The following is a 12,963-nucleotide window of genomic DNA, read 5'->3' on the forward strand; positions in this document are numbered from 1 at the left end:
TCAAAATGGACGATTAAAAGTTTAATAGGGATAGTATGCGCTTTTTTGGCTATCCGATGGTTTTTGTTTCATAGTAAATAGTTCGATTCTTTCTCGATGATAATCGCTATGCCGTTGTGTTCTTCAACTGCGTTTTTAAGGAACGAACCTATATCAGAAAGAAGCATGTGTGTACCAAGCACGCCATCAAGATTGCCTGATTCATTATATACCGGCCATGCTGCGGACACGGTTAGATCATCCATAACGAAATGTTTATACACAGGGGAGTACACTGGGCCTTTAGCCTCCACCGCAGCTTTATACCAAGCGCGGGTGCGGGGATCGAATTTACCTGCCTGAACTACACGATCACCTGCAGTCAAGTCCTCATTTACGGAATAATACCAGGAGTTTCCGCCGGTCTCAACGTTGTTTCTCATGATCTCAACCACGCCGTTTTCATTTCTGCGAGCGCCGTAGTATTCACCATTTGCAGTGCCGTAACTAAAACTGTATATACTATTGCTGTGAGACTCAAGTACGCCAACAAAAAAACGATCCCGCTGTTTTTCGTCAGATAAATTCAGCATTCCATTCTCTATAACTTTATGATTGACTTCATTCACATGATAAGGAACCTGCATGAAGCTATCGATCCTGTTATAGATTTCTTCGTTGATATCAGCGTCCATATGCGCCGTTGTTTTTGTGGCTGAAGAAACCCAATTCGTAAAAATCAACGCACCATAACAAGCCGCTGATATGAACAAGGAGATAATGAATATCAGCAGGATGCATCTTCTTAATGATAGTGTTGTTCTCTCTTTTGTCATAACTCCACCATCCTCAATTACGGCTGTCATTTGAATGGCAGTCGTATTTATTTTTGCTTTTCAAAAACTCGAGCGCGTCTTCTTCATTAAGAGGCTTGCTGAACAGATATCCCTGTATCCTATCACAGTTGTGTTCTTGCAAATACTGTAACTGGCATTCGTGTTCGACCCCTTCAGCAATTGTACAATGCCCCAGTTTGTGTGACATCGAAATAATATCGCTTGTTATTGCTTTACTCAGGTCTGCATCTAACAGCTTATCGATGAAATATTTGTCAATTTTCAAGCAGTCGAAGCTTAACTCTTTTTCTCTGGCTAAAGAGGAATAGCCAGTTCCAAAGTCATCTATAGCTATGTGAAGTCCGGCTTCTCTCAGCTTCTCGATAATGCTATTGATGTTTTCATAATCGGAGGCAAAGACCGATTCCGTAATTTCAATACCAATATTCCGTGGATTAACCTGCATCTCGTTCATCAATTCCAGAAACCTGCTTGTAAAATCAGGTTTTAAAAGCTGAATAGCAGAAATGTTGATTGAAACGCCGACTTCATCATATCCACTTACTTTGAGCTTATTTAGGAAATAAAACGCGTTGACAATCACTTTTTCACCAATCGGTATAATAAGCTTTGTCTTTTCGGCAATCGGTATGAATTCAACAGGAGACACCAGTCCGAGCTTTTCTGTTTTTAATCTAGCAAGCGCTTCAAACCCGCAGACAGCATTTGTCTGCAACTCAATAATCGGTTGGTATTGCAAAAACAACTTATCATTAGTACTTCCAAGCACTACGCCCGTAAGCGCTTCCCTGATGTCTCCCTCGCGGTTTACCTCAGCCTCCAGTTCCTCGTTATAAAAACAAGCATCAAAGTCTTTTCCCGAAACAGCAATAGCTCTTTCTGATGCAATCAAAAGCTTTCTCAAAAGTAAATCCACATCGTTTTCATCATCGTCCTGCTCAATTTCCAATATCCCAATCCCGCCGCCTATTCGCTCAGTTACAAATAAGGCTTCTACGGCTTCTGCGATGATATCGCTAAATTCAACCAGCTCGTTTTTGTCTTTGTAATCAATGAGATAGAAGACAAACCGATTTTCATAGGCTTGGAACAGTAGGCGATTGTCAGAGCAATACTGGCTGAGTGTTTCAGCAGTTACTTTTATTAGGTTCTGTGTATAGTGAAACCCATAATTAGCGGTTAACAGCTGAACGGTGCTCAAATTGATACTGATGACCGCTCTATTTAGTCCATCCTTTTTTTTGAGGTCATGATTCAGAAGGGCTTCCAAATAATCACGATTATACAAGCCTGTCCAATTGTCATGCTCATTCATGTATCTGAGATGGTTCTCCATCTCTTTTCTGTCTGAGATATCAAGAATAATTCCCTCCAGAGCTTCAACTTCGCCCTCATCGTTATAAATACCTTGCCCCATTTCAAGAACCCATTTCCGCTCACCGGTGGCAGTTGTGATTTCATATTCAAATTTAAACGTCTGCCTTTTTGAAAGAATTTGCGCCCATTTGTTCCACAATGCTTCGCGGTATTCAAGAACAATCAAATCATTAAAAGATAAATCTCTATTATTGACCAAGCTTTCCGTCAAATATCCTGTCAGTTCATAGCAGCCTTCTGAGACAAATTGCATAGTCCAATCGCGGTCATAATTGCACCTATATGCCAATCCTGGCAAATTCGATAACAGAACAGATTCTCTCCGTTCATTTTCCCTTAATGCAATCTCAGCAAGTTTGCGTTGCGTAATGTCACAAGATGAGCCTTGAAACCCGATCGCATTGCCTTTATCATCGCGGATGAAAGAAATACTCAACTCCAGCCAGATAACGGTGCCGTCTGCTTTATAATGTTCAATTTCGATCGTCAGTGACCTGTTTTTATCAATTTCGGGATCTTTTTCTTTTTCTAACTCTTCATAAAAAATCGATTGGATTTTATGCAACGTTTGTGCTGGAAATTTTTCTTCCATCTTCCTATTCATATGCTCTTCGATGGATTCTCCAAGGAGTTTTTCAACAGAGGGACTTACATAAGTCGTTTTCAGGTCTAAATCCATCTGCCAGACAACGTCTGACATATTTTCAGTGATACTTCGATATTTTGTTTCACTTTCAATCAGCGCAGCCAAAGCGGCTTTTTGGTTGGTAATGTCCTGAATAAGACACATATGATTAAGCTTGTTTCCCGCTAAAGGAGCAAGAGACGCAACGACCATGTATACCCATACAACCGATCCATCGGGTTTAACATATCGCTTCTCCATTGAATAGCTTTTAATTTCACCGGCCTGCAGTTTATTAAAATTTTCAATATCTTCATCCAAGTCGTCAGGGTGTGTGATCTTTGCCCAGCCTGAATCAATGAGCTCTTCTTTAGTCCTGCCTGTAATTTGTTCAAACGCAGAGTTTATTTTTATAATATCCTTGTCAGAGAGTTTGGGATCACGGCTGTGAGAAATCGCTATGCCAATAGGTGCCTGGTCGAAAATCATGTCAAAGGTAAGTGTCTGTTCGTCAATTCTCTGCTCCAGCGCTTGCTGCGCTCGCAACAATGCTACGTGAACATTGATCCTGGCTTTCAATGAATCCATATGAAGTGGCTTTCGGATATAGTCTACGGCACCAAGCTTTAAGCCCTTGATTTCATTATCCAATTCATCATAATTAGTCAATATTATGGTGCGCAGCTTCCGAAACCGCTCATCCCGATTCAATGATTCGAGAACCTGTAAACCATTCATATTAGGCATATTGAGATCGAGTATGAGCAAGTTGATTTCATCATTCTCCGCAAGTACACGCAAAGCCTCTATACCGTCGCAAGCAGTTAGCACGTTATACTCACTAAGCATGTTTTTGATGATCAATCTGTCCGATGCCGAATCGTCAACTACCAAAATTTTAATTAGCATTTTAAATCCTCCTCTTTAACCCACACCCACTCTAGGCTTTCTTATTTTAGTTCCTCAAGCAGTTTCCCAAGTAATTTAGAAAACCTGTCTTGCAATGGCACTATTTCGTTTTCCTTTTCTTCATTAAGAGCTTTCTGTAATAACGCAGCTACAGCCTGCAGTGATTTAGCACCGATACTTCCGGAACTGCTCTTAACCTTATGTACGATTTGTGTAGCTTCAGCGTATCTTTTTTCACGTACTGCCGCTTCAAGCTTGTCCAAAGTATCTTGATTCTCATTGCGGTACTCGATTAGCACCTGATTATACAATTCTTCGTTGCCGCCCATATTTTTAAAGCCTAGCTGCCGGTCAAGGACAGCTGTATCCGGTTCTATATTAGGTTCATTTTCAAGGATAATATCTTTTATGGTTTGAATAAAGTGATCGGGATTAATGGGCTTACTGATGTAATGAAATATTCCGCTTTGCTCGCACTTGTCCCGAACACCTAAAATCACATCCGCTGTCATTGCTATAATAGGGACTTGGCTTGAAATCGATCGGATATTCTCCGCCGCTTCATAGCCGTTCATGACAGGCATGTGCAAATCCATCAATATCAAATCGATGATGTCACGATGCTTCTGATATAGCTCAACAGCTTCCTTTCCGTCGTTGGCAATATGAACCTGTTGACCTCATCGCGCTTCATTCGCATGATACGGTAGATGCCGAAATCAAGGTCAGACTGGTCAAACTGAAACATCTCGCGGAGGATGCTCATTAATTTTTTCTGGTTATCAGTCATTTTGTGGTACCTTCTTTCCCGCTGCCCGTGGCAGCGGCATCATCGGGAATTGTTTCCATGATGTCTGTTATATCGCACTGAAGAACATCGCATATCTTTAACAGAACAGCGGTTGTAACATTCTCGTCTTTTCCGAGCTTCGCAAGTGAGGACGAGCTGATACCCGCTGCTTGTCGTAGCTCAGTTTTCTTCATGTTTCTGTCAATTAACAACTTCCACAGCTTCTTATAACTCATCTTCATTGTCTGTCACCTCTTTATTCCATGATTCGCCGTACAGTTCGCAATTACCATCCGACAATTTCAAAACAGTATTACCCGTCAGAATGCGCTGCGTGTCTGGTTTATACGCAGCCTGTTTATCAAAGGCGATAAACACCTGTTTTGTACTTTGAACGTATATTTTCATAATGCCGTCGACAGCACCATCGCCGATGTTTTTCAAAATTAACGAATCGTGCGCTATGGCCGGTAGTGCAGTCAGGTTGAGTATTGCCAAGTCATAGATGACCATGCCTTTGTAATTCGAGCCTGTGCCGGTATCATCCGGCGTTTCAAACCTGTAACTGTTGTACTCGTTGAATGTGAGGCGCGGCGCTTTCCGCACGTCTGCAAAGAGCGAATCGTTATATTCCTTCATTCTATCATTGATAGCACGTTCAATCTCATCAAGGATGCTTTCTATCGCGTGTTTCAACATTTCGTCAGCTTTTTTCTTTGCATCCTGCAGCTCGGTCAATGTAAGGTACGCTTCATTCTGTGCTTTCAGCGCATCAATATGACCTTTAATTTCCGAATGCATATCCAAAAATTCTTTGGACAGGTTGCCGACAAAACCGAGCTGGTTGATTTCTGTCTGCACTGACTGGATTTGTTCCAGCAAAGCAGCAATCTCCAACTCGACCGATTGGCGCTCGCTTTTGAACTGTTCATCGAGTATGGTCGCCAGCTTCTGATGGTATTTTTCTACTTCATACAGCTTCCGAATGTTCACATCAGGGAAAAACTCCTGTAAAGCAGATAAATCTGCTTCTGTCGGATATAGACCATACGCGAGGCTAATATCCAGGAGGCTTACTCGGCGGCGTTTTGCCTGCAAATCGGTTTCGAGACGCAGCTTACTGCCCTGAAGCTGTGATTTTAAACGACTCTTTTCAATGTCTGCTTCGTTATGGCCTTCCACCTGTTCATCAGTCAGATTATCAAGCTGAACCTGCAGGCTGTGTATTTGCGCCAGATTTTCGTCATATTTTGTTTTGCCTCCAACGAGGTCAGGGACAAAGCGATACTTTCGGGCTTCTCGGAAAATCGACAGCCGCTTTTTCTGCTCCTCAAGATTGCCGTTGAAGGCTTCAATGTCCTTATATCTGTCAAACAGGCGGACAAGAATTTCGATGGATTTTTGCATTCCTTCTCCGGGCAAGCCCTTGAGAGGTTTGCGCTCATCGGTATTTTCTTTTCCGTATATCCTGAAGAAGCTGCTCATTGTCTCGCGGAAGGATAGCCCTGCGAAATCAATATGGTATTTTTCTTTCAACCAGTCGGCAAACTGCTGCTTCGTCCATACAACTCCTGTCAGCACATATCCCTCTGAGCATACATGAATATCGGTGGGCGATTCGGTACTGCGGGCAAAGTAGTACGGCGTTCCATCAAATTCAAATGTAAAGAAGATAGTGTGATTGCCAATGTGCTTCACACCATCACTGACAAGGTACGAGTTGCCACCAAAAGCAAAATCAATGGCAAGCATGGCAGAGGATTTTCCGATTGAGTTTTCGCCATCCTCTTTTCCGAGAACGACGTTCAATCCCTCTTTGAAGCGGATTGGAGGTCGTTCTTTTCCTTTTTCCTTAAAGACCGGCGAGGTGATTTCTATAAGCATGAATATACCTCTCCTTTCTCATTGATGTCTATTGCGTTAAGCGCATATAGGCAGTCCATAACCGACAAAAAATCCGTTGCGTCGGAAAGCGAAGGCTTTATCCGAAGATAAAGGTCTTTCACTGCGATTGGATTATCTTGTACCTCTTTGAGCACCGTTGGAATCATCGCCAAGGTGCTGTTTTTATATGAATACAGCTTATTCGGTAATTGCATCGAACACCTCACAGCTCTGCACGAAGTACGAAACCACAATCTGGCAGAAAATTGCGTCCTGTAGCGTAACACGATGTATTTTATCTGCGATTTCATTGAAGATTTCGAGATGCGGTTTGTTTGCCTTTTTTAGTTTCTTATACAATGCGTGAATCTGGTCTTGGATTTCATCGTAGTCAATTTCGCCGCTTTTATCCAGATTTATCATTATTTCTTTTATGCGTATGAAGTATGTGGTGACGTAGTTGGTTACCGCATTGTAAAGCACCATGTCCTGAGACGGGCTAAGTTTCTGCTTGACTTCCTTTGGTTCAAAGGAAGCATCAGACAATTCCTTTTCCCCGAGTTTCCGTATTCTTTTGATTACGCCGACAATGCCCTTTTCCAAAGGCAGGTCATCAAGAAGACGGATGCTTTGTTTATGCGTAGACAACACCGTTTTTATTTCCTTTAGTTCAGCCATCAACTTCTTGCTGTCATCAAGGAGATATGTGGCATAGCACTGCGGGCACATTGCCATGAGGTTTTCGGGCGTAGTCGCTTTAGATTTATCTATCAAGCTAACTTCAAATGTATGAATGGCTTTTCCGTTTTTTGAAATAGTTAGCTGCCTCCCGCACCCCGGGAATGGACAGCACCCATCTGTTTCTGCAAGTAAATAATCGCCGTACTTTTTCTTCAAATCGGATGCAAGAATCTGTTGCTGCTGTTTCTGGAGTTCATCCTGCGGAATCAGCCCAGCAGACTCCTGAATAATTTGTTCCAGCCATTCGGTGACTTTTTCTGCAACATTATCTGCATTTATGGTCGGTTCATAACCGACTAAATCCTCTGCAAATAAAGCCCTTGAAGCGGGGCTTCGCTTGCTTATGCTCCGTGTAAGTATTTTAGGTGTTAGATGATACACGATATTTCCCGCTAAATTCTTGGATAAACCTCGTTTTACATAGCTGCGAATGGTGTTATCGCTGAGTTTTGCGGAAGGGTCTTTACCCTTTGCCCAGTCAGCCTCAGATACAGTCGTAATCTTTGCCATTAATTCGCGGAAAAAATACGGCACATCATCACCGTCGGCTAAATGCTTTTTCATAATTGGGAAAAGTGTTTTGAATTCCACGTCGGCTCGACACTCCTTTACTGAGATTTGCACCACGGTGCACTATGGTGCACCAAACCATCCCCAGATTTCGAAGCCCCATTTTATATAATGAGAGCAGGTTAGGAACGGAAGGCGCTCCTGAGGAAACCCCAAATATAGTATATCACACTTTTGTCCAAAAGTCAAATATTATGTTTGAAAAAAGGATTAAATATTTCCTTGCGCATTCATTCCATAGCCCACCATCAAATGGTGCGTTCCCTGATCTGGAACGGCTCAACGCTATGCGACGGTAGAACTTAATACACTCAGCTGACTATTGAGCAGGAAGCTGCATTCCGAAACGGAGCAATCTGTGAAGGACTGCGGTATGGTATCTTATTGCCATTTTTCAGCCAGCTGCTGCAGACCTCCGTTTCGAGACAACGAAAACGGAGGTCATTTTAATGAAAATTCAATGGCACTTTGCAGACGGCACGAAATCCGAGGTCGAGGTCAATGAGGAGCTTGGGGAATTTATCACCGCATCGCGGCGCGAGGAGGACAACCTTAGTCGCAAGGAACGGTATCACTGTTATTCGCTAGATGCCATTCTCTTTGAGGGCAAGGAGTACGGGGACAATCACACACCCGAAACGGAACTGGAGACAGCGGAAATAAACAAGCAGATCTATCACGCCATGAAAACGCTGACGGCGGTACAGCAAAGGCGTTTGCTTATGCTGGCGGACGGGCTTTCCTTGCGGGAAATCGCACGAGTCGAGGGCGTAGATCATCGTGCTGTCCGTGAGTCTATCGACAGCGCGAAGAAAAAATTCAAAAAAGTGTTCTGAGTACCTCCCCAAAACACCCCTCATTTCTCCGTATGCCGAGGGACACACAAAACCGTCCCTCGGAAAGGACGGATGAAAAATGAAGCACGATTTGAAGATCAGCGTTTCAAAGAAGCCCACCGAAGACGGCGTCGTCAGATGCAAGCGCGTAGCGCTTCGGGAACGATTGCTCCGTTACCTGTTCGGCGAAAAGCGTCGGGTAATGGTCATCGTTCCCGGCGACACCGTGGAGAGCATTTCCATCACGGAACTGCCCGGAGGTGACGAGCTCCGATGAAAAAAGACACTGCTCCGCTGCTTCCAATGCCAATCAAGGCAAAGCCCTACGCGCATCAGGTCGCCGCTTTCAATTTTGTTTGCGGGCTGTTCGGTCTGGTTCCGACGGGAGGTGATTCCGATGACGAAGGTCACGGTGAAATGCGCCCTGTGCGGGAAAGCATTCCAACGGTCGGAAAACCAAATCCGTGAAAACAACTTCTGCTGCCGGGAGCATTTTTACAAATGGAACTCGCAGCGCATGACCGAGTACAACCGCACGGATAACCCCATGAACAAGCCCGGCGGCGTAATGGAGTCGCGTGTTAAGCGGAGTCGCAAGTTCCGTGGTACCGGCGAGGGCAAGGCATATCCCAAGCTACTCGGCAAACACGCGCACCGCAGAATTGCCGAAGCCATACTCGGCAGACCGCTCAAAAAGGGCGAGGTCGTCCACCACATCGACGGCAACAAACTCAACAACGACCCCGCGAACCTTGAGGTGCTCCCGTCGCAGTCGGAGCATTGCAAAGTACACGGTTTCGGGAAGAAGAAAGGCAGGTGATGTAAATGAATATTTCCAGAAGTCAGGGTGTGGCTCTCCTTATGGAAATGGGTTAGCACAGGGAAAACGCTGGTATCCATCGCCGCAGCCGGTGCGCTGTACAACGCCGGACGCATCAAAAGAGCGCTGGTCGTTGCGCCGCTCTCGGTCGTCGGCGTTTGGGACGAGGAGTTCGGCAAGTTTGCCGCCTTTGATTACACCCTCGCCGTGCTCAAGGGCAGCGGCGAAAAGAAAGCAGATGCGCTCCGGCACATGACCGGCGACACGCTGCAGGTGGCTGTCATCAATTATGAATCGGCGTGGCGCTTGGAGAAGGAGCTCGCGGCATGGCATCCCGACCTGATCATCGCCGACGAGGGGCACAAAATCAAGACGCACAACATCTCGGCGTCCAAGGCGATGCACCGGCTGGGCGCAGCGGCAAAATACCGGCTGCTGCTGACGGGAACGCCGGTCACGAACAAGGCAATCGACGTCTTCTCCCAGTACAAGTTCCTCGACCCGCGCATCTTCGGACAGTCGTTTTACAGCTTCCGCAACACCTATTTTTACATGACCGGCTACGGCAATCACACGCCGGTGCTCAAAAAGTCGATGGACCCGGAGTTGACCCGCCGTATGCACAGCATCGCGTTTCGGGCGACAAAGAGGGACTGCCTTGACCTGCCGGAAACGACCGACATCATCCGCAAGGTCGAGCTGGAGCCGAGAGCGGTGAAGCTCTACCAAAGTCTCGTGCAGGAGAGCTACGCCGAGCTATCCGAGGGCGAGGTCACCATTACCAATGTGCTCACCAAGCTGCTGCGGCTGTCACAGCTCACAGGCGGCTTCATCGGCAGCGACGAGAGCAGCGTCGCCGAACAGGTCAGCACGGCAAAACTCGATGTGCTGGAGGACATTATTGATTCGGCGATAGAGGAAAACCGCAAGCTCGTAGTTATCGCCCGCTTCGTGCCGGAGCTTGACGCGATCTGCGCCATGCTCGAAAAGAAGCGCGTCAATTATTCTCTTATCAAGGGCGGCGTGAAAGACCGCGACGAGCAGGTTGCCCGTTTCCAGAACGACCCCGATGTCCCCGTTTTTGTCGGGCAGATCGCAACCGCCGGTCTGGGGCTGACGCTCACGGCGGCAAGCACGATGGTGTTTTACTCGCTGGATTACAGCATGAGCAATTTCGAGCAGTGTAAAGCCCGCATTCACCGCGCCGGTCAGCGTATGGATTACAAAGGCAAGGTCACCGTAAAAATTGACGGCATTGCGGCTTCGGCAGCAAGCGTTATCGCAATGGCGGGAACCGAGGTATTGATGGCACCGACGGCGCTCATGATGGTGCATAACCCGCTGACTATCGCAATCGGTGACAGCGAGGAAATGCAGAAAGCCATCGCTATGCTGGACGAGGTCAAGGAAAGCATCATCAATGCCTACGAAATTAAAACCGGACAGTCCCGTGCCAAGCTCTCCCACCTCATGGACGCAGAAACCTGGCTCAACGCAAACAAAGCTATTGAATTAGGTTTTGCTGATGGCATTCTGGAGGATGAGAAAAAGCGGATTCAACCGGACGACATCACCTATGCTTTCAGCCGCAGAGCAGTAACAAACTCGCTGCTTAACAAGGTCAAACCCAAGATACCCAAACAGAACAAAGGAACACCCGTTGAGTCGCTTGAAAAGCGGCTCTCTTTGATTTCTCACTAAATTTTATGGAGGTAACATCATGAACAAAATTCTTGAACTGCGCGAAAAGCGCGCCAAGGCATGGGAAGCCGCAAAGGCTTTCCTCGATACCAAGCGCGGTACTGACGGCCTGGTTTCCGCCGAAGACACCGCAACCTACGAGAAAATGGAAGCCGACGTGGTCGCTCTCGGAAAGGAAATCGACCGTCTGGAAAAGCAGGAAGCTCTTGACCGTGAGCTTTCAAAGCCGCTGAACACACCCCTCACAGGCAAGCCTGCTGTTCCCGGTATGGAAGCCAGGACCGGCAGAGCCTCCGACGAGTACAGGAAAGCGTTCTGGAACGCCATGCGTACCCGCGCAGGTGAGGGTCTTGATCCTATCGTGAAAAATGCTCTGCAGATCGGCACCGATTCTGAAGGCGGATACCTTGTCCCGGACGAGTTCGAACGCGCACTTGTAGAGGCTCTTGATGAGGAGAACATTTTCCGCAGACTGGCAAAGGTCATTACCACTTCCTCCGGGGACCGCAAGATTCCGGTCGTGGCTTCAAAGGGTACAGCCTCCTGGATTGATGAGGAAGGCGCTATCCTCGACAGTGACGACAGTTTCGGTCAGGTTTCCATCGGCGCTTACAAGCTTGGAACAATGATCAAGGTTTCCGAGGAACTGCTGAACGACAGTGTATTTCCTCTTGAATCCTATATTTCGAGGGAGTTCGCAAGGCGTATCGGCAGCAAGGAAGAAGAAGCCTTTTTCACAGGTGACGGCTCCGGTAAACCGACCGGCATCCTCGCAGCAACCGGCGGTGCTCAAGTCGGTGTGACCACAGCGGGCGCTGCGGCTATCACTATTGAAGAGGTGCTTGACCTGTTCTATTCGCTGAAAGCACCTTATAGAAACAAAGCTGTGTTCGTAATGAACGATGCCACCGTAAAGGCAATCCGCAAGCTGAAAGACGGCATCGGTCAGTATCTCTGGCAGCCCTCTCTGCAGGCCGGCACTCCTGACACCATTTTGAACCGTCCGCTGTATACCTCGGCATATGTACCCGCAATTGCCTCAGGCGCAAAGAGCATCGTGTTCGGCGATTTCAGTTATTACTGGGTAGCCGACCGCCAGGGACGTGTGTTTAAGAGACTCAATGAGCTCTATGCTGCAACCGGTCAGGTAGGCTTTGTTGCCACCCAGCGTGTTGACGGCAAACTCATTCTGCCGGAGGCTATCAAGGTACTCCAGCAGAAGGCTTAACGGAGGTGCGGTATGAGTTATAACACGAAAAACTACACCGAACAGGGCGGCGAGAAAACCGTAATCGGCGGAACGCTTGAAATTAGGGAGGGAGCCTCGGTAACGGGGCTTCCTTCTGCACCGAATCAAGCCGCAAGTACTGCTACAAATGTTGCCGGACTCAAGGACGACCTCAACGCGCTGCTTTTGAAACTGAAGGACACAGGACTGATGAAACCCGATACATGGAATGTCTCAGTTGCTAATGTCACCACTGCTCTGAGCGAAGATATGACAGCCAATCAAGACAAAGTCGAATCCATCACTATCGAGGACAATGTCATTACAGTCACTGTTCCGGTTGACGGGCTAATTGCGTATGAAAGCTCGACCCCCGCACAAGGAACCCACAAATGGGTTGCCATCCTCATAACCACAGGACTTCCTGCCATCACGGCAGTAAAGTATAACGGTAGTCAGCTGACCTCAGCCGATGCAGATGAAGCTGCTGCTGTCGGCGGGCAGGCCGGAGATGTTGTGATGTGGCTGAAGTGCGACGAAATCGTAAATCAGCCGAAGTCGTTCACTCTCTGGTCATCCGGTTATCCCGAAGCCGCATTCACTGTTGTCATCGCAGAACCGGAATCTGAAGAATAAAGAAAGGACG

General features: G+C 46.8%; 12 protein-coding genes and 2 pseudogenes. 7 read left to right on the forward strand and 7 right to left on the reverse strand.

What is annotated here, in order from left to right:
• Nucleotides 1–68: 68 nt before the first annotated feature.
• The 7 genes from GKG41_RS10480 to GKG41_RS10505 form a co-directional block, all read right to left on the reverse strand.
• Nucleotides 69–815 (reverse strand): hypothetical protein, encoded by a 747-nt coding sequence (locus GKG41_RS10480; RefSeq protein ID WP_154258434.1) that lies wholly within the window; start codon nt 813–815, stop codon nt 69–71.
• Nucleotides 816–828: 13 nt separating this feature from the next.
• A complete protein-coding gene (locus GKG41_RS10485) occupies nt 829–3,747 on the reverse strand; it encodes an EAL domain-containing protein (RefSeq protein WP_154258435.1) in 2,919 nt (972 codons plus the stop codon).
• Between the two features lie 41 nt (nt 3,748–3,788).
• Nucleotides 3,789–4,412 carry a response regulator gene (locus tag GKG41_RS23870; protein WP_347563309.1) on the reverse strand — a complete coding sequence of 208 codons (624 nt, stop codon included), beginning with the start codon at nt 4,410–4,412 and terminating at the stop codon, nt 3,789–3,791.
• 121 nt (nt 4,413–4,533) lie between these two features.
• Complete coding sequence (locus GKG41_RS10495; protein WP_073106337.1) at nt 4,534–4,779, reverse strand: helix-turn-helix transcriptional regulator; 246 nt, start codon at nt 4,777–4,779, stop codon at nt 4,534–4,536.
• Nucleotides 4,763–6,421, reverse strand: coding sequence for a DUF2326 domain-containing protein (locus GKG41_RS10500; RefSeq protein WP_154258436.1), 1,659 nt, complete (start codon nt 6,419–6,421; stop codon nt 4,763–4,765). Before GKG41_RS10500 ends, GKG41_RS10495 begins: the two co-directional genes overlap by 17 nt.
• The gene (locus GKG41_RS23875; protein WP_330392232.1) at nt 6,412–6,732 is read right to left on the reverse strand and encodes an ABC-three component system middle component 7; all 321 of its coding nucleotides are present in this window, start codon (nt 6,730–6,732) and stop codon (nt 6,412–6,414) included. The genes GKG41_RS10500 and GKG41_RS23875 overlap by 10 nt, the downstream gene beginning before the upstream one ends.
• Nucleotides 6,620–7,753 carry an ABC-three component system protein gene (locus GKG41_RS10505; protein ID WP_073106346.1) on the reverse strand — a complete coding sequence of 378 codons (1,134 nt, stop codon included), beginning with the start codon at nt 7,751–7,753 and terminating at the stop codon, nt 6,620–6,622. Before GKG41_RS10505 ends, GKG41_RS23875 begins: the two co-directional genes overlap by 113 nt.
• A gap of 428 nt (nt 7,754–8,181) precedes the next feature.
• On the opposite strand from GKG41_RS10505, the gene GKG41_RS10510 reads away from it, so the two are divergent.
• From GKG41_RS10510 to GKG41_RS23880, 7 genes and pseudogenes are all read left to right on the forward strand, one after another.
• Entirely contained in the window at nt 8,182–8,568 is a 387-nt protein-coding gene (locus tag GKG41_RS10510; protein ID WP_154258437.1) for a sigma-70 family RNA polymerase sigma factor, read from the forward strand.
• 79 nt (nt 8,569–8,647) lie between these two features.
• Complete coding sequence (locus tag GKG41_RS10515; RefSeq protein WP_154258438.1) at nt 8,648–8,845, forward strand: hypothetical protein; 198 nt, start codon at nt 8,648–8,650, stop codon at nt 8,843–8,845.
• A gap of 120 nt (nt 8,846–8,965) precedes the next feature.
• Entirely contained in the window at nt 8,966–9,388 is a 423-nt protein-coding gene (locus GKG41_RS23305; RefSeq protein ID WP_073106355.1) for an HNH endonuclease signature motif containing protein, read from the forward strand.
• Nucleotides 9,389–9,415: 27 nt separating this feature from the next.
• A pseudogene (locus GKG41_RS23490) lies at nt 9,416–10,537 on the forward strand (DEAD/DEAH box helicase); the annotation flags it as partial.
• Nucleotides 10,538–10,603: 66 nt separating this feature from the next.
• A pseudogene (locus tag GKG41_RS23495) lies at nt 10,604–11,089 on the forward strand (head maturation protease, ClpP-related); the annotation flags it as partial.
• A 19-nt stretch (nt 11,090–11,108) separates the two neighbouring features.
• Nucleotides 11,109–12,317 (forward strand): phage major capsid protein, encoded by a 1,209-nt coding sequence (locus GKG41_RS10535; RefSeq protein WP_154258439.1) that lies wholly within the window; start codon nt 11,109–11,111, stop codon nt 12,315–12,317.
• 12 nt (nt 12,318–12,329) lie between these two features.
• Entirely contained in the window at nt 12,330–12,953 is a 624-nt protein-coding gene (locus GKG41_RS23880; RefSeq protein ID WP_347563306.1) for a hypothetical protein, read from the forward strand.
• Nucleotides 12,954–12,963 lie beyond the last annotated feature (10 nt).

It is taken from the genome of Lactonifactor sp. BIOML-A5 (assembly GCF_009677585.1).
Classification (GTDB): Bacteria; Bacillota; Clostridia; order Lachnospirales; family Lachnospiraceae; genus Lactonifactor.